Origin of the sequence: Xanthomarina spongicola (assembly GCF_003148645.1) — a bacterium.
In the GTDB taxonomy this organism is placed as follows: domain Bacteria; phylum Bacteroidota; class Bacteroidia; order Flavobacteriales; family Flavobacteriaceae; genus Xanthomarina; species Xanthomarina spongicola.
This window is the reverse complement of sequence record NZ_QGGP01000002.1, coordinates 401,710-420,899: the sequence shown is the minus strand read 5'-3', so window position 1 is coordinate 420,899 and position 19,190 is coordinate 401,710. Positions and strand designations below refer to the sequence as shown.

At 32.0% G+C, this 19,190-nt stretch carries 13 protein-coding genes; 5 read left to right on the top strand and 8 right to left on the bottom strand.

Annotation, left to right across the window (positions count from 1 at the left end; genetic code table 11):
* From gshB to LX78_RS05830, 4 genes are all read right to left on the bottom strand, one after another.
* Entirely contained in the window at positions 1-1,038 is a 1,038-nt protein-coding gene (gshB, locus tag LX78_RS05845; RefSeq protein WP_109681709.1) for a glutathione synthase, read from the bottom strand.
* 79 nt (positions 1,039-1,117) lie between these two features.
* Positions 1,118-2,440, bottom strand: coding sequence for a dicarboxylate/amino acid:cation symporter (locus LX78_RS05840; protein WP_109681708.1), 1,323 nt, complete (start codon positions 2,438-2,440; stop codon positions 1,118-1,120).
* Between the two features lie 56 nt (positions 2,441-2,496).
* Positions 2,497-3,558 carry a chorismate synthase gene (aroC, locus tag LX78_RS05835; RefSeq protein ID WP_109681707.1) on the bottom strand — a complete coding sequence of 354 codons (1,062 nt, stop codon included), beginning with the start codon at positions 3,556-3,558 and terminating at the stop codon, positions 2,497-2,499.
* Between the two features lie 71 nt (positions 3,559-3,629).
* The gene (locus tag LX78_RS05830) at positions 3,630-6,551 is read right to left on the bottom strand and encodes an FAD-binding and (Fe-S)-binding domain-containing protein (RefSeq protein WP_109681706.1); all 2,922 of its coding nucleotides are present in this window, start codon (positions 6,549-6,551) and stop codon (positions 3,630-3,632) included.
* A 105-nt stretch (positions 6,552-6,656) separates the two neighbouring features.
* Between LX78_RS05830 and LX78_RS05825 the strand changes: the two genes are divergently transcribed.
* The 3 genes from LX78_RS05825 to LX78_RS05815 all read left to right on the top strand — a co-directional run bounded on the left by LX78_RS05825 (position 6,657) and on the right by LX78_RS05815 (position 9,149).
* Positions 6,657-7,148: a hypothetical protein gene (locus LX78_RS05825; RefSeq protein WP_109681705.1), complete on the top strand. Its 492-nt coding sequence runs from the start codon at positions 6,657-6,659 to the stop codon at positions 7,146-7,148.
* Between the two features lie 66 nt (positions 7,149-7,214).
* Positions 7,215-8,054 carry a nucleotidyltransferase family protein gene (locus tag LX78_RS05820; protein WP_109681704.1) on the top strand — a complete coding sequence of 280 codons (840 nt, stop codon included), beginning with the start codon at positions 7,215-7,217 and terminating at the stop codon, positions 8,052-8,054.
* A 3-nt stretch (positions 8,055-8,057) separates the two neighbouring features.
* Positions 8,058-9,149: a phosphotransferase enzyme family protein gene (locus LX78_RS05815; RefSeq protein ID WP_245881483.1), complete on the top strand. Its 1,092-nt coding sequence runs from the start codon at positions 8,058-8,060 to the stop codon at positions 9,147-9,149.
* On the opposite strand, the gene LX78_RS05810 is transcribed toward LX78_RS05815, so the two are convergent.
* Genes LX78_RS05810 through LX78_RS05800 form a run of 3 tightly spaced genes read right to left on the bottom strand, consistent with a single transcriptional unit; the run spans position 9,132 to position 14,667 of the window.
* Positions 9,132-10,535 carry a Gfo/Idh/MocA family protein gene (locus tag LX78_RS05810; protein WP_109681703.1) on the bottom strand — a complete coding sequence of 468 codons (1,404 nt, stop codon included), beginning with the start codon at positions 10,533-10,535 and terminating at the stop codon, positions 9,132-9,134. The genes LX78_RS05815 and LX78_RS05810 overlap by 18 nt on opposite strands.
* Positions 10,536-10,586: 51 nt before the next feature.
* Positions 10,587-11,726, bottom strand: a complete 1,140-nt coding sequence (gene bshA / locus LX78_RS05805) for an N-acetyl-alpha-D-glucosaminyl L-malate synthase BshA (protein WP_109681702.1) — start codon at positions 11,724-11,726, stop codon at positions 10,587-10,589.
* Positions 11,727-11,748: 22 nt separating this feature from the next.
* Positions 11,749-14,667: a glycoside hydrolase family 3 N-terminal domain-containing protein gene (locus LX78_RS05800; RefSeq protein ID WP_109681701.1), complete on the bottom strand. Its 2,919-nt coding sequence runs from the start codon at positions 14,665-14,667 to the stop codon at positions 11,749-11,751.
* Between the two features lie 214 nt (positions 14,668-14,881).
* Here LX78_RS05800 and LX78_RS05795 point away from each other — a divergent pair, with 214 nt between their 5' ends.
* The gene (locus LX78_RS05795; protein ID WP_109681700.1) at positions 14,882-15,253 is read left to right on the top strand and encodes a DNA topoisomerase IV; all 372 of its coding nucleotides are present in this window, start codon (positions 14,882-14,884) and stop codon (positions 15,251-15,253) included.
* 1 nt (position 15,254) lies between these two features.
* Entirely contained in the window at positions 15,255-16,046 is a 792-nt protein-coding gene (locus LX78_RS05790) for a TerC family protein (RefSeq protein ID WP_109681699.1), read from the top strand.
* 76 nt (positions 16,047-16,122) lie between these two features.
* Here the strand turns inward: LX78_RS05790 and LX78_RS05785 are convergent, their stop codons facing one another.
* Positions 16,123-19,086, bottom strand: coding sequence for a T9SS type A sorting domain-containing protein (locus LX78_RS05785; protein WP_109681698.1), 2,964 nt, complete (start codon positions 19,084-19,086; stop codon positions 16,123-16,125).
* Positions 19,087-19,190: the final 104 nt, after the last annotated feature.

The window sequence follows — 19,190 nt, the reverse complement described above, 5'->3', positions numbered from 1 at the left end:
TTATGCATCTTCTACAGTTTTTCTTAATCTGGAACGTCTATTAAACGCTTCTAAATTATCTAATACTTTGCTTTCAAGAAAATCGATTACTTTTTCTTCAACCTTATATTTATTTTTATATACTTTATTAATGTATGTAATACCTCCTGGAGACATTACATTCACTTCTACCAGTTTACCTCCAATAACGTCTATACCTACAAAATACAAGCCGTCTTTTACTAGTTTTGGTCCAATTTGCTTGCAAAGTGCTTTTTCAGATTTAGACAATGTGTGTTTTTGAACAGATCCTCCTGCAGACACATTAGATCTATGGTCTTCAGAACCTGGAACACGTTTCATTGCTCCAACTGGCTCTCCATTTAACATTAATATACGAACATCACCTTGATCTGCTCCTTCAATATAATCTTGAAGAATTACATAGTTAGAAGAACCATCTGCACTATTTATATAAAAATCTAACAATGAGTTAATATTGCTCATGGCAGATTTTTCAATAAGAATAACTCCAGAACCTCCAAACCCATTTAAAGGTTTGATTATCATTTTATCAGATTTAGACTCTTTAATCTGGCGAATTAAATAATTTTTGTTTTTTGATACATGAGTGTTTGGAATAATGTTACTGTGGGCATCTCCAAAAGCTGCTGTATACAGCTTATTATTAGCTTCTCGCATACCTTGTAGAGAGTTTATAATAAACACATCGTCTTTAACCGAATCTAAGAAATTAAGCATTAAAGGATCTAGTGGTGGGTTTGCTCTAAAGAAAATAGCATCGAATCCAGCTAATGGTAGCATCTCTTCTCGTAATTCTGCTTTTTTATAAAAGGCTTTTAAGGAGCCAGGTACTTTTTCCATTCTGCCTAAAACAGTACAAAAAGCATTAGTAACACTGTCTCGAATAGTTAAATTGGCTGGAGTGCAAATTGCTACACCATGATTTCTTTTTACACATTCTTTTATTAAGGCAAGACTTGTATCGTTTTCAGGTTCGATTTGATCCCATGGATACATTAAAAAACAAACATTCATCTTCTTGAGTTTTTAAGTGTTTTCGTTAAATCTCAGGACTTTTCAATAGAAATGCAATTTATAACAAATTATTTATCTGTTATTTTACTTCTTCGTAATGGTCGTCCCAATTTTTAATTTTTGGCACTCCAAGTTTTCCAACAGATTTTGCCACAATCATAGATACAGTTGCATCACCTGTAACATTTACTACAGTTCTACACATATCTAAAGGTCTATCTACTGCAAAAATAAGTGCTAATCCTATTGGTAGTAATTCTGCAGGCATGCCTACAGATTCTAATACAATAACAAGCATAACCATTCCTGCTCCTGGAACAGCAGCACTACCAATAGATGCTAATAATGCTGTTAATACAATTGTTAATTGGTCTGCAAAAGTTAAATCTAATCCTAGTGCCTGGAATATAAATACTGCAGCTACAGCTTGATATAAACTAGTTCCATCCATATTTATAGTAGCTCCAACTGGTAGAACAAAACTCGATACCTCTTTGTCTACTCCAATATGCTCTTCTACACGTTCCATAGTAACAGGAAGTGTTGCAGCACTACTACTAGTAGAAAATGCTAATAACTGTGCAGGACTTATTTGTTTTAAAAACCAAAATGGGTTCTTTTTTGTAATAGTAGCAACTAGAATGCAATAGAACACAATCATTAAAACCAATCCTAGAACGACAACTCCAGCATATTTAACTAAAGCCAATAATATATCTGGATCATCTGAAGATACGACTACATTTGCCAATAATGCAAAAACGGCAACTGGAGCAGTTAGCATAATTAAATCTACCATTTTTAAAACCACATCATTCAAGGAATCAAATAATCCTTTTAATGTTTTTGATTTTTCTTCACCTATTAATAACATAGAAATTCCTAAAAATATAGAAAAGAATATAACCTGTAACATAAGACTATTATCGCTTAAAGCAGCAAAAGCATTATCTGGAACCATATCTTCTAAAAATTGAAGTGGCCCACTTTCTTTTTGCTTTGAAGCCTCTAATATTTTACTTTGTACACCACTATCTGTTGAGTATGTTTCTGTAAGTTTTGTTATTGTTTCTTCTGAAACACCACTACCTGGATTAAATGTATTTACTAATAATAATCCAATAGAAATAGCAATAACAGTTGTGCCTATATAAATTAAAATGGTTTTTAAACCAATATTTTTAAATTTTGAAATATCCTTTAAATCTGAAATCCCTTTAATTAAAGAAGCTAATATTAATGGAATGGCAATAAGTTTCAATAACTTGACAAAAATAGTACCAATAGGCTTTATCCAATCTGTAGTAAAATCTTTCCCTCCAATTTGAAGCATGATAAATCCGAAAATCAGACCTAAAACCATACCTATTAAAATTTGCCAATGTAATTCAAGTTTTTTCATAAGTCTTTTGTTCTTCGGAAATTCCTCTAAGGGAAAGAATTCTTAGTTATTTTAAGTTAATTATATAATTTATTTATTAAATAAAAGTCAGCAAGAACTAGAGCTGCCATGGCTTCTACAATAGGAATAGCTCTTGGCACCACACAAGGATCATGACGACCTTTGCCTTGCATTTCAACAATATTTCCAGAACTATCTAAGGCGTTTTGTTTTTGAATTATTGTAGCTACTGGTTTAAAAGCAACTCTAAAATAGATATCCATACCATTGCTAATACCTCCTTGAATTCCTCCAGAGAGATTAGTTTTTGTACTCCCATCTTCATTAAACAAATCGTTGTGCTTGCTTCCAGTCATTCTTGCTCCACAAAAACCACTACCATATTCAAATCCTTTAACTGCATTAATAGAAAGCATGGCTTTACCTAAATCTGCATGGAGTTTATCGAAAACAGGTTCGCCAAGGCCAACTGGTATATTTTGTAACACGCAAGTAATAGTTCCTCCAATTGTATCTCCTTGTTTTTTAATGTCTTTTATTTTTGAAATCATTCTGTCTGCTGTATCCTTATCTGGACAACGAATAGCATTCGATTCAATTTTTGAGAAATCTAAATCTTGATATGGTTTTTCTAAAAAAATATCTCCAACAGATGATGTAAAAGCATTTATTTTAATTTCAGATAAAAGTTGTTTAGCAATAGCTCCAGCCACAACTCTACTGGCTGTTTCACGAGCTGAACTTCGTCCTCCACCTCTATAATCACGTACACCATACTTCTTTTCATAAGTATAATCTGCATGGCTTGGACGATAAACATCTTTTATATGCGAATAATCTTTAGATTTTTGATTTGTATTTATAATTGTAAAACCAATAGGAGTTCCAGTTGTAATACCTTCAAAAATACCTGATAGAAACTCGACTGTGTCTGGTTCTTTACGTTGTGTAACAATTTCAGATTGTCCAGGTTTTCTTCTATTTAATTCATTTTGAATAGCTTCCAAATCTAGCTTTAATCCCGAAGGGCAGCCATCTATAATTCCTCCAATAGCTATGCCATGAGATTCGCCAAAAGTGGTTAGTTTAAATAATTTTCCAAAGGTATTTCCTGCCATCTAGTAGATAATAGTTGTTAGTTTTATGTATCAAGTATGCTAAAATATATTTTATATTACAGAAACAAAAATTATAAGAGGGCTTCTTTGAGTATAGTTACTGGATGTTTTGCTGTTTTTTGAGTGCCATCCATAATTTGATGTCTGCAGCTTGTTCCATTAGCTGAAATAATAATACCTTCCTTAGCGTTTCTTATTGCTGGAAACAAGGTTTGTTCACCAATTTGCATACTAACCTCATAATGTTCTTTTTCATATCCAAAACTGCCAGCCATACCACAGCAACCACTTGGAATAATAGTTACTTTATAATTTTCTGGTAAATTCAACATGTCAAAACTGGGCTTCTGATTACTTAATGCTTTTTGATGACAATGTCCGTGAAACTTAATGGTTTTGGCATCTTTTGTAAACTGTTCAGATTTAATATTACCTAAATTTATTTCCTGCTGAATGAATTCTTCTAATAAGAATGTATGTTTTGCTATCTTTTCTGCTGAAAGTTTATCGTCAGCCAATTTTAAATATTCGTCTTTGAAAGTTAAAATTGCTGAAGGTTCTATGCCAATTAATGGTGTTTCAGAAGTTATTTTATCTTTAAAAAGATAAATGTTTTGGTTAGCAAATTTCTTAGCTTGTTCAAGAAGTCCTTTTGATAAAAATGCACGACCAGATTCTGCATGATTTAAAATGATTACTTTATAATTCAAGGCTTTTAATAAGGTCAAAGCATCCAACCCAATTTGTGTATCTAAATGATTTGTAAATTCATCATTAAATAAATATATAGTCTTAATACAATTATTTGTATAACTTTGATTTACAAAGTTTTTATAACGTTTACCTAAACTTTTATTTGAAATTAAAGGCAAACTTCTTTTTGTTGCTATTCCGAATGATTTTTTTATTACTGATGACGTAAAACTATTAGAAAACATGAAATTTGTTAAACTAGGAACATTACTTGCTAAACCATTCAATTGATTATTATAAGCAAACAATTTTGTTCTTAAAGATACACCGTTTGCTTTCTGATATTGGTATAAAAACTCGGCTTTTAAACTAGCAACATCTACACTACTAGGACATTCGCTTGCACACGCTTTACAACTTAAACATAAATCAAAGACTTCTTTTAATTCGTGATGGTCAAACTTGTTAGGCTTTTCTGAATGGGTTAAAAACTCTCTCAATGCATTGGCTCTGGCTCTAGTAGTATCTTTTTCGTTTCTGGTGGCTCTATAACTTGGACACATAGTGCCACCGAATTCTGGTAGTTTCCGGCAATCTCCTGAACCATTGCATTTTTCGGCTTCACGGAGAATACCTAATGAATCTGAGAAATCTAAAAAAGTTTCAACTTCTGGCTCTTTTCTATCTGTTTGATAGCGCAAACTTTTATCCATTGGATATGCATCTACAATTTTTCCGGGATTAAAAATATTATCAGGATCAAAAGCAGTTTTAATGCGTTTTAGAATTTGATAATTTGCTTCACCAATCATTAAGGGAATAAACTCGGCTCTTACTATTCCATCTCCATGTTCGCCACTCATGGAACCTCTATATTTCTTTACTAAGTGTGCAACATCTGTCGTTATTTTTCGAAATAAAACCACATCTTCCTTTTTCTTTAAATTCAAAATAGGACGCAAATGCAACTCTCCTGCTCCAGCATGTGCATAATAAACAGCTTCTTGGTTGTAGCCAGACATAAGCTTGGTGAATTCACTAATATAATTCGCTAAATCAGGTAAAGCCACAGCAGTGTCTTCAATACAAGCAGCCGTTTTTTTGTCGCCAATCATGTTTCCTAACAAACCTAATCCAGCTTTTCTCAATTCTATGGCCTTGTCAATTTCTCCAGACTTCAGGATAGGGTTCGCATAGCTTAAACCCAACTCTTCAATAGACTTTATAAGCTTATTTACTTGAAAATTGGAGTCTTCTATGGTTTCACCTTTAATTTCACACATTAAAATGGCTTTTGGATTGTCTTCAATAAATTGTCTGTTTTCCTGTTGTGTTTTATTATGTTTTGTTAAATCTAAAATAGTTTTATCCATCATTTCGCAGGTATGCAAATTGTGCTCCATAACGGTTTCAACAGTTCGCAAACAATCTTCGATCGAATTAAAATGTGCAGCTACCATGATGCTTTCTTTTGGTGGAAGCACATCTAATGCCAAAGTAATTTCAGTAGTAAAAGCTAATGTTCCTTCGCTACCTGAAAGTAATTTGCACATATTGAAAGGCTCTAAAGCTTCAGAAAAAATATCCGTTTTAATTAATTCATCTATAGCATAACCTGTATTTCTTCTGTGGATTTCTGGTTTTGGAAATTGATTTATAATTTCAGATTGAACATATTCAGACTTTAATTCATTATAAATTGTTTTATAAATATGCCCTTCTAATGTATTGAGCTCTATTTTTCTATTAAATTCATTTTTTTGTATAGCTCCAAAAGCAACTTCAGAGCCATCACTTAAAACGGTTTTTAACTTTAAGACTTTATCTCGTGTTACTCCATATTGAATAGATGTTGTACCAGAAGAATTATTGCCAACCATTCCACCAATCATACAACGGTTTGAAGTAGATGTATTTGGACCAAAAAAAAGACCAAATGGCTTTAAATAGTTATTTAATTCATCTCGAATAACTCCTGGCTGCACAACAACAGTTTTCTCCTTTTCATTGATATTAAGAATTTTTGTAAAATATTTAGACACATCAACCACAATTCCTTTTCCAACACACTGTCCAGCCAAAGACGTGCCTGCAGTTCTTGGAATTAGTGAAGTATTATTATCTCTAGCAAATGCAATTAGACATTTAATATCTTTAATTGTTTTTGGATAAGCTACTGCAAGTGGTAACATTCTATATACTGAAGCGTCAGTAGCATAGATGGATTTTAATAAATCATCGTAATGTAAGTCACCTTCTAACTGACTTTTTAAATCTTTAAAAAAAACATCTTGTTGCAATATTTCTGAAAAATTGAAGTTTAAATGATAGCTATAAATTTAAGATTAGTTTATGAATATTTATTAATCTAAACCGTTTATTTGAATTTAAAATTTGAACCTTTTATGAGAAAAGTATTTTTAATAGTAAGTGTATTCTTGGGTTTCACAATGCAAATAAATGCACAAGAAATTTCAAAAAACGCCGTAGGATTAAGACTAGGAGATGCTGATGGTTTTGGAGCTTCCATTTCTTATCAACGTGCCATTTTAGAACAAAATAGACTAGAATTTAATTTTGGTTGGTCTGACGGGAAAAATTACGATGGTATAAAACTAATTAGTTTATTTCAATGGGTTTGGAATATTGATGGAAATTTTAATTGGTATGCTGGTCCAGGAGCTGGCTTTGGCTCATATCATTTCGAAAATCGGGATGGTAGTGATAACAGAGATAATTTTGCTATTTTAGCTGGAGTTGCTGGTATTGAATATCATTTCGATTTTCCTTTATTGCTATCTTTAGATATAAGACCAGAATTAGGCTTTGGAGATGATGTGTATGACAACGACAATCTTGATTTTGATGTTGGTTTAGGTGTTAGATACCAATTCTAAAGGAACATCTTAAATAATCTATGTAAAACACCTTAATCAAGGTGTTTTTTTATATAGTTTTGTAATATGAAGCAAAAAACTTTAGCTATCATGGCTGCTGGAATGGGTTCCAGATTTGGAAGTTTAAAACAAATACATGCTGTTGTAAGCAACTATGCCATTATAGACTATTCCATTTATGATGCACTTCAAGCAGGATTTAATCATATTGTTATAATTGTTCGAGAAGATATTTTAGCTGTTTTTAAAGAGCGATATGAAAACAAACTTTCCAGAAACATTCAAGTCGATTTTGTATTACAAAACACTAAAAAATTACCAAAAAGAAAGAAACCTTGGGGAACTGGACATGCCTTACTCTCTTTAAAAAATACAATAAACAATAATTTTGCACTTATTAATGCTGATGATTTCTATGGTCAAAACGCTTTTAAGTTGATGCATGATGCTTTATATAAAAGCACTAACAATAGTAATTACTTTATTGGCTATCAATTAAAAAACACATTGTCAGATTTTGGAACTGTTTCTAGAGGAGAGTGTATTTTAAACAAAAATAACGAGCTTATTAGTATTAAAGAACGAACAAACATTAGTAAAGAAGACCTAAAAATGCCTTTGGACACCATAGTTTCAATGAATTTTTGGGGATTTACTCCTGAAGTTTTTAAAATTACTGATGCCTTATTTAAAACATTTCTAGAAGAAAATAATCATTCTGAAACAGCAGAGTTTTATATACCTCAAGTGGTTGATTACATGATAAAGGAACAGATAAGTACTTTTATAATGCTTGAATCTAACAGCAAATGGTTTGGAGTAACTTATAAAGAAGATGAAACTATTGTAAAGAAACAACTTCTAAAGCTTATTTCTGAAGGTTTTTATCCAAAAAAACTGTGGTAGTTAATGGAAACACTTAAAGACATTTGTCGTCAATTTCAAATAGAGCAACCAGTTATAAATATTGATGTTTTGGCTTCTGGACATATTAACGACACTTATTTAATTAGCTGTAGTAATAATTTAAATTACATACTTCAAAAGATTAACAATAAGGTGTTTAACAATATTAATAGCATTATTTTAAACAAAGTTATTGTTAGTAATCACTTAAAAAATGAGTTCAATAAAACAGAAACAAAATATCATGTAGCTAATTTTATTAAATCGAAAACAGATACTTTTTTTATTGAAACTAATGAAGGTTTTTGGACATTAATGGAATATATTCCAAACTCAAAAACTATTGAACGAGCTGAAAATAATAAACAAGTTTTTGAAGCTGGAAAATTATACGGGAATTTTATTGCATCTACTTCTACTCTTGATCTAAAACTAATCAAAGAAACGCTTCCAGAGTTTCATTCAGTACCTTTTCGATTTTTTCAATTTGAAGAAGCGCATAATCAAGCTAAAATATCTAGAAAAAGTAAAGCTCAAGAATTGATTGATTTTGTTTTAGAACATAAAACAGAGATGTTTCAGCTTTCAGAATTAAAAGAAAAAAACACATTTCCAATAAGAGTCACGCATAACGACACGAAACTTTCTAATATTCTATTTGATGAAAATGATAATGGATTGGCTGTTATAGATTTAGATACAGTTATGCCAGGAATTGTTCATTTTGATTTTGGAGATTCTGTACGTTCCATTTGTTCGAATACAATTGAAGATTCTGAAAATATAGAACAAACAACAATTAATCTAAAATACTATGAAGCTTATTGTAAAGGATTTGCTTCTGAAACCTCTAATCTGTTAACTAAAGAAGAAATAAGCTTTTTGCCGTTAAGTGCTAAAACCTTGATATATATAATGGGTTTACGCTTTTTAACCGATTATTTGAATAATGATGTCTATTATAAAACATCGTATTCAACTCACAATTTAGTGCGTGCAAAGAACCAAATGGCACTTTTAAAAAGCGTCATTCAGAATTATGAAGAGTTAAAAACAATCACTTATTCTAGTTTCAACTTAAAGAATATCTCTTAGAACTTCATTTTTTCTAGGTGTTTCCCAAGTTCCTCCTGTAAAATCTGGAACTATTGTTCTGGCACTATTATTAGCTACAGATAATTCAGATAATGGCGTTATGGCACTCCAAAGCACACTATCGTATAAATTAATATCTAAAGGCAAACCTTCATTTAAACAACGAATTAATCTGTAAACCATAACAAAGTCCATACCTCCATGACCAACAGCATTGGCATCTATTTGAGTTCTTAACTTGTTCCATAATGGATGATCGTAACGCTCTCTATACTCTTTATATTCTTCGTCTTTTAACCAACTGTGTCCCCATTGTAACTCATCTTGTCCAACATATAGTCTGGATGGATACCCTTCATGAGCAGCTTTGGTTCCAAACACATTATTCAATCTAGAGTATGGCCTTCCTGTATGCGTATCGAATTGTAGCATGATGGTTCTTCCTAATTTTGTTTTAATTAACGTGGTATTCATATCACCACAAGCAAATTTTTTAACTGGAAAATCTTCAATTTCGGCTCCCAACTTCAAACTATCATCTCGAGAGCTCATAGATGTTAAATAATCGTAATTATCACCACGACCAATATCCATATAGAAACTGGTAGGTCCTAAACCATGACCTGTATAAAAATTTCCGTTTTTAGTTTCATGATGTTTTATGCGCCATTGATTTTCATAATATGTAGCATCCATCATGTGTTTGCGTAAATCGTGAATATAGGCACCTTCAGCATGATTAATATCTCCAAAAACACCTTGATCAATCATATTCAATACCCAAAGTTCTTCGCCATTAAAACAGCAATTCTCCATGTACATACAATGTTTTTGTGTACGTTCAGCCACTTCAATAAGTTTCCAGCAATCTTCAAGTGTCATAGCCATTGGCTGCTCGCAAGCCACATGTTTGCCTTGTTCCATGCCATATACAGACATTTCTGTATGATAATTCCAAGGAGTTGCAATAAGTATCAAATCAATATCATCTCGTTCTGCTAGTTTCTTCCATTCGTTTTCATTTCCATAATATAAATCTGCTGATGAATTTTGGATGGTTTTAAGATATTCGTTGTTTTTTTCAACTTTATCTTGCTTTAAATCTGAAAGTGCTACAATTTCAGCGTGATTATTTTTTATCAGATAGTCGAACATTTGGATAAGCACACTTCCTCTATTTCCCATACCAATAATACCAACACATACTTTAGATATAGGATCTGCAGAAAGGCCAACAGCATTTCCAAGGGCTTTTTTCTGGTTTAACAGCTCTTCAACAAGCTCTTTTTCTATAGTTTCGCTGCTTTTATTTGCAAACATGCTTGGAGCTAAGCCCAAAAAAAGTCCAGCTCTTGCAGTTAAATTTAAGAAGGATTTTCTGTTCATTTTTGAAAGAATTTGTTTAGAACAGAAAGGTATAAAATATATTTATGAAAATTAAAGCAAGGCTTTACATTTTGTAAGTGTAGCTTGATAAATAGCTTCGTATTGAGGCACTATTTTATGAATATCGAATTTATTAGCTTGAGTTTTTGCCTGCTCTTTAAATTTAGACAAAGTGGCTTCATCTTTTAAAATGGAAAGCGCATTTTTACTCATGTCTTCAATATCTCCAACATTGCTTAAATAACCGGAAACTCCTTGAATATTTACTTCTGGAATTCCTCCAGAATTACTTGATATTACAGGAACACCAGATGCCATTGCTTCTAAAGCCGCTAATCCAAAACTTTCTGTTTCAGATGGAAGGATAAATAAATCTGAATAACATAAAATACGGTCTATTTCATGACTATTTCCGAAGAAAACAACTTTATCTTCAATACCTAATTTTCTACATAATTGTTCTGCAGGCTCTTTTTCTGGACCTTCGCCAACCATCATTAATTTGGCTGGCATTTCTTTTTGAATGTTATAAAACACTTTTATTACATCTGGAATTCGTTTTACAGACCTGAAGTTGCTAATATGAGTTATAATTTTTTCATTTTCATCAGCTAATAAATCACGTTGACAATCGGTAAAATGATTGGTATGTTTGCTTAGGTCAATAAAGTTTGTAACAACATCTATATGATTCTTAACATCAAATAATCTTAAAGTATCTTTCTTTAAACTTTCTGAAACTGAGGTAACAGCATCAGATTTATTAATGCTAAATGTAACTGCTGTTTTATAAAATGGATGAGATCCAACTAAGGTTATATCAGTACCATGAAGTGTTGTAACTATGGGTAAATAGATACCTTCTTCCTGAAGCATTTTTTTTGCCATATAGGCTGCGTAAGCGTGAGGAATGGCATAATGCACATGAAGTATTTCTATGTCATGAAGCTTAACCATATCGACTAACTTGCTTGTTAAAGCCAATTCATAAGGTTGATAATGAAATAATGGATATTCGGGAACTGTTACTTCGTGAAAATGTACATGACTTCCTAATAGTTCTAGTCTAACTGGCTGTTTGTAAGTAATAAAATGGACTTCATGACCTCTTTTAGATAGCTCTATTCCTAATTCTGTAGCTACAACTCCACTTCCACCAAATGTTGGATAACAAACAATTCCTATTTTCATTTATAAAATTTTAATTCCTTGATTAATCTATAATTGCTTCGTAAATCATACGTTGAATATCTGTTCTAATATTCTCTTTTAGCAATAAATTAGAATCTGCTTTTGGATAGGTTCTATTTGCTAAAAATATGTATACAATTTCTTCTTCTGGATCTGCCCATGCATACGTTCCAGTAAAACCAGAATGTCCAAAACTAGTCATGGAAATACAGCCACATGTTGGACCAGCATCACCTAATTGTGGTTTATCGAAACCAATTCCTCTTCTATTGTCACTTTCGCAAAAATAGCAGGTATTAAAGGTATCAATAGTTTCCGGCTTAAAATATCGCTTCCCTCCATAATAACCTTTCTGTAAATACAACTGCATAAGTTTAGCAACATCGTTTGCATTACTAAAAATTCCTGCATGACCACCTACACCATTCTGCATGGCTGCTCCCATATCATGTACATATCCATGAATTTCCTGATATCTATAATAATCATCAATTTCTGTTGGGACAATTTTTTTACTACTAAACTTATTATAAGGATTATAAGTGGTATAATTTGCACCTAACGATTCATAAAAATGTTCTTGTACTAATACATCTAATCCTTTGTCGTAATAAGTTTCAATATATTTCTTTAAAATATAATATGGTAAGTCGCTATATCTGTAACGCTCTTTTTTTAACAGGTCTGTCTCTCTAATAATTTTTTGAATTGTATCTTCATAATCTTTACGCATATATAATTCATTGGCAACTTTCACACTGAATTTTTTACTAAACTCTTTTTGATAATATTTAGAGGCAGGATGCTTTGTTACAGAATCTAAAGTGGCATAATAAAAAGGTATCCAAGGTTTTAATCTGGCATTATGTGAAAGCATCTTTTTTAAAGTGATGTTCTTTTTGTTTGAATTTAAATATTCCGGAAGAATGGTTGATAATTTAGTGTCTAATGTAATTACTTTTTTTTCTTCAAGCTCCATTAACAATGGTAAGGTTGCAAGTATTTTTGTTAAAGAAGCAACATCGTAAATATCATCGAATACTACTGGATTTGAATCTGTACCATAAACATGAGTTCCAAAATTTTTATTATATATAACTTTACCTTTTCTAGCTACAAGTAATTGTATTCCTGGTGTCATTTTTTTATCAACAGCATATTGAGCTACAGAATCTAATTTATTTAGTTTTTCGGTACTCATTCCAACTCGTTCTGCAACACCATAATTTAAACGAGATAAATTAGCATAATGAATTCCATCTCCAGCATTAAAACCATTACCAACAGAAACTGGAAGAGCTCCATTAGAGGTTATAGCCCCAAAAATAAGTTGAGCAGATTTTTGTTGAGCTATTTCACTATTTTGATAACTAACAACAATACTTTCAAAATTCTCCACAGTTGCTAAATCAATAAGTGCATAAGGTTTTACAAATATATCCAGGATGACATTATTTGTTCTAGCAATTTCAAACAACCATGTTAATTCTTGATCGGAAAACTCATGACTTTTCCATGGATGATCGTTAGATCTATGAAAACCAACAATAACTGTATTATAAGCAGAGAGTTTAATTAAAAGCTCATCTAAATTTTCTGATGCTACTTCATGAACCTTAGTGTATTTTTTAAGCTCTTTTAAAAACACTGAACCATCATCGTCTCCCATTTTTACATAAGCAATCTTCTTTTCCTCTAATTTTCGAATAGGAAGTAAGTCTTCCTTATTTTTAATAACAGTAATGGCATTTTCGAAAATAACTTCAGAAAGCATCACATCTTGTATTCTATTTAAATCTTCAACTAAATGTTCGGTTTCAATAGGTTTAAAATTGTTCAACCCTACTTTATATTTTGCTTGTAATATCTTTTTTACAGAATGCGCTAAACGCTCTTCAGATATATCTCCTGAATTATAAGCATCAATTATTTTTCCTATAGCTTTTGGTACATCTTCAGAAATTAAAAGAACATCATTACCTGCTTGAAATGCTGCTAAATCGATATCGCCAGGCTCACTATAGTTTGAAACACCTTTCATTTCTAAGGCATCTGTGTAGATTAAACCTTTAAAATTTAAAGAATCTTTCAAAATATCTGTAACAATATGTTTCGATAAAGACGAAGGAAAACCATCTCTAGGCTCTAATGCTGGCACATTTAAATGGGCAACCATAACACTAGATAAGCCTTTATCTATTAATGCTCTATAAGGATATAGTTCTACTGAATCTATTCGTTTTTCATCAAAAGCTATAGTTGGCAAGGTTTTATGCGAATCGCTATCTGTATCTCCATGACCTGGAAAATGTTTAGCATTTGCTAAAACCCCAACATCTTGCATCCCTTTCATAAAAGCTAAAGATTTTTCCGTAACATTATCTCTATCTTCTCCAAAAGATCTGTTTCCAATAATTGGATTTTTTGGATTGGTATTAATATCAACTACAGGAGCAAAATTAAAATGTACTCCAATGCGTTTACAATGCTCTCCAACCTGTCTGCCTACTTGTTCTATTAGCTGATTGTTTTTTACAGCACCAAGTGTCATGTTCCATGGAAAAGAATAGGTGGAATCTAATCTCATACCTAAACCCCATTCTGCATCCATACCAATTAACAAAGGGGTTTTAGAAGTTGCCTGGTACAAATTATTTAATTTAGCTTGCTTTACAGGTCCTCCTGTCGAATAAATCAAGCCTCCAATATGATAGTTAGTTATCAACTGACTAATCGTGTTTTCGTGTGCTAAACCTTGATTAGAAAATGCTCTAACCATAAAAAGTTGTCCTACTTTTTCTTCTAAAGACATATTATCATAGATATTATCTACCCATTTTTTTTGTGCAGCAATATCTTTGGAAAGTAATGGATTAGAAGTTTGTGAAAACAAGCTTATTGAGATAATAAAAAACGCTAGGAGGCAAAAAAATTGACGCATAAACTTCAGGCTTTAAAAGCAAATATTATATGTATTAAAAACTATGCCAAAATAGTACATTTAAAAGGAAGTATAAAAGACTTTATGATAGATTTATAAAGATTTAATTAACTATAAATAATTAATCTATTAATAATAAATGAAGAAATAAAACAGAATCGTAATGAATAAATCCATTGGTTTTTTAGTATTTTTGAATCATTAATTTTTTAATATGAAATATTTCTCTTCCATCTTGTTATTTGTCACATTAATAAGCTGTTACAGTGTTGAGCGTAATTGCACTGATTTTCAAACAGGTTCCTTTTACAGTGAGATTAGTATCGATGGCAAATTGTATAAGTCTGATTTTGTTAGAACTAAAGACCTTCAAATAGAGATTTATAACAATAAAATAGATTCGTCACAAGTAAGATGGATAAATGATTGTGAAGTTGTTTTTAAAACTATCAATCCTAAAAGTATGGCTGAACAAAAGGATATACATTTAAAAATATTAACAACAACTGACTCTACATATACATTTGAATATTCTTATGTTGGAGAAACTACGAAGCAAAAAGGAATAGCAACTAAAATTAAATAGGATGTTAGAGTTTTTATTATCTGGTGATGCCATCATGGCACTATTAACATTGACTTTCCTTGAGATTATTCTAGGAATAGACAATATTGTATTTATTTCTATTGCTGCTAATAAGTTACCTGAACATCAAAGAGCAAAGGCTACTAATATAGGGTTGTTTTTTGCAATGGTTCAACGTATCATTCTGTTGTTTTTTGTGTCCTTTTTAATTGGATTAAAAGAACCCTTTTACACAATTGAAACCAGTTGGCTGCATATTGCAATAAGTGGTCAAGCGATTATTCTGTTTTTAGGTGGTTTGTTTTTAATTTACAAGAGTACTTCTGAAATAAGAGAAAAGGTTGAAACTCCTTCGCATGATGAAGACCATGTAAAGGGAAAAAAAATTAAATCTTTAACTCAAGCCATTACTCAAATATTGATAATTGATTTTATTTTCTCAATAGATTCTATTCTTACTGCTGTTGGGATGACAAATGGGTTGCATCCAAATCATAATTACGCTCTGGTGTTAATGATTATTGCTGTAGTTATTTCGATTATAATTATGATTGTTTTTGCAAATCCGATCAGAAAATTTATTGATGTACATCCAAGTATGCAAATACTCGGTTTAGCCTTTTTAATTCTTATTGGTTTTATGCTTATAACAGAAGCTGCACATCTATCTCACACTTCTGTTTTTGATCAAACAGTTGGAGCTATCCCTAAAGGTTATTTATATTTTGCTATTGCTTTCTCATTATTAGTTGAGTTTATTAATTTTAAAGTTCAAAAAAATAAAGCTAAATAAATAGTTGTAAAACATATTAAATAAAAAAGACCATACAATACGTATGGTCTTTTTTTTTATTAACAAATAATAATAACTACCTTTTTATTATTTTATGAGTAGTTTGATTTCCATTAACAGATGATCTTAAAAAGTAAGTTCCTTGACTTAAATTTGAAAAATCTATTGTTGCTTCCATAGCTTTTGGATTGACGCTTATAACTTCTTGTCCTAACATATTTACTACAGTTACAGAATCTATATTCTGTTTTGCATTTATATATAATAAACCTGTTGTTGGATTTGGATAGTAGTTAAATTGAGTTGTTGAGAACTCATCAATAGATAAAGTGGCACACGTAATATCAGCTAACCAACCAGTTTCTTGAACACTTCCATCAGATGTAAATACAAAAGTTAAAGCACCTGAAGCATCTGTAGAAGTAAATGAATCGTTTACTGAAAGTAAACTAGTAGCAACTGAAGGAACACCTCCATCTCCACTTTCTTCACCACAAAGTGTTTGAGCTATTACTGGATAAGTTGTGTCTGGACCATTATAAATAGTTAAGAAATCCCAACATCCATCTTGAGTACCTGTTCCTGTTGCAGTTTCAATATCAACATGAGTAAATGTTACTGTTACAGCTTCGCCTGAAACAGCTGGAGTAATAGTTGTAGTTGTACTTTCATCAGCAGCATAAGAACCTGCTACTCCACCAGAATCAACAAAATTGCCATCGCAAATTGGAGCAGCAGCTTCTGTAGTAAATGTGTCGGCATCTCTTGTAGACATACCATCCGTATCACAATCAGCCATAATATATGCATCATAAGTTGTTGCTGGCAATAACCCCGTAGCTGTTGCTGTATTTGTTCCAAATGGAACATTTTCTGTATATACTGGTGTGTCTGTATCTGGATCATCTCCATCATTAAAAACACTAAATACATATCCATTACTTGCATTAGCAATTTCATCCCATGTATAAGTAGCAGTTACATCAGTCGTTAATGTATTTGTAAATGCACCAGGAGTTACACATGTTGGTGGTGGCCCACAAGTAACATCTGCTAACCAACCTGTTTCTTGAACAATATCATCAGAAGTGAAAACAAAAGTTAAAGCACCAGAAGCGTCCGTAGAAGTAAAAGACATACCTACTGACAATAAACTTCCAGGAACTGAAGGTACACCTCCATCGCCACTTTCCTCTCCACAAAGAGTTTGAGCTAAAACTGGATAAGTAGCATCTGGACCATTATAAACAGTTAAAAAGTCCCAGCAACCATCTTGATTACCACCACCTACTGATGTTTCAATATCAACATAAGTAAATGTCACAGTTACAACATCTCCAGGAATATCTGGAGTAATTGTAGTTGTAGTGCTTTCATTAGGAGAATATTCACCTGAGGCTCCACCTGTATCTACGTATATTCCTCCACAAACTGGAGGAGTTATATCCGTTTCAAAACTTAAGGAAACAGCATTAGACATCCCATTTGTATCGCAATCTGCAATTAAATAAGCATCATACATCATTTCTGGCACTAATGGCATTGCAGTTGCAGTTAAAGTTCCACTAGGAACATTTTCTGTATAAACTGGTGTATCTACATCAGGATCGTCTCCAGCATTAAAAACACTTAATATATATCCATTAGCAGCTCCAGATACGGCATCCCAGCTAAAATCAGCTGACGTGTCTGTAATGGTACCAACGGCAAAGTTTGTAGGATCTAGACAAGAAATAGTTAAAGACAATTCAAAATCGAAAGCATCAGCATTATTAGCATCATCCCATTCAATATAATATGTCATACCACTTACAACTGGAATGACAACAATTGAGGTATTATTAGCTCCAGAATTATCATCTGAATCAATACAAGCTAAAGCATTACAATCGTCGTTATAAACCGAAACTCTTGTATCTACTCCAGTATTAGATGCCAAATCTGAAGATATGGTTAAATCGCCTGAATTTGTAGCAGTATAAGCATACCATTCAGAATTTGTTGCTCCAGATAAACAAACGTTTGAAGCACCTCCTCCAGCATTTGAAGGTCCGTTAGATGGTGTTATTCCTAATCCAATATTAATAGCATCATCGCAAATAAAATTACCATCAATTATTGCATCAATTGCAAAAATTCCTAACTCTGGCTCATTAGTAATTGAACCTACTAAAGTTGAAGCACCAGTTGCTGTGTTAACTGAAAAAATTCTACTTTCTCCAGCAGCTGTATAGCTTGCCATATATAAAGTATTACTTAACACATTAAAATCAGCTTCTTGTGCAAAATTAAGGTCTACACCTAAAGGTCCAACTAAAGTTCCAACTCCAGTTGTTGAGTCTAGAGCATATAAACTATCATCACCAATATCTGCCATGTATATAATACCTGCATTATCTATGGCAATCCAAATCCCTAAGGCTGTTCCAGTGTCACCAAGAGTGGTAGATACTCCAGTAGTTATATCTAATGTAAAAAGAGTTGTAATAACACCATCGGTAGCAAGCATATACATAACAGAATCCGTTTCGCTCCAGGATAATCCAGTTATAGTCATTGTTGCTGCAACTCCAGTTATTGTAGCTACTGCAGTAGTAGCTCCAGTGTCTTTAGCTATAGTCATCAAACCTCTTGTATCATTATCAATAGCATAAATATCTCCACCTGGGCCAAAATCAGATGCGAATATAGCTCCAGCAATAGTAGCGATATTATTTATAGCAAAAGGACCTGCCAATGGAAGATTTCCATAACCATCATTAGTAGGAAAGATGTCTAAAACATATACATCACCAACTGCTCTGAAATTTGAATTATTAGATTCTAATCCACTATAATAATTTTTTAAAATTTGTTGCTCTTCCTTTGTGAGCAAATCTTTTGGAAAATTTAAAACAGTAGTACCAACTGATTGAACTTTTTCTAATACTTTTCCAACTTCGGAAGGAACGTAAGAGTTCTTGTCTGTTTGAGCATATACAGACGTAATGAATAACAAGACTGTAAGCAAAAACAGCAATTTAATTGTAGTATTTTTCATAAAATATAGGATTGATTAATACTTAAAAATACAAAACAAAATTTGATATTTTAACTTTTTTACAGAATAGATTTCAGTTAAATTATTAACAACAAGATATTTAT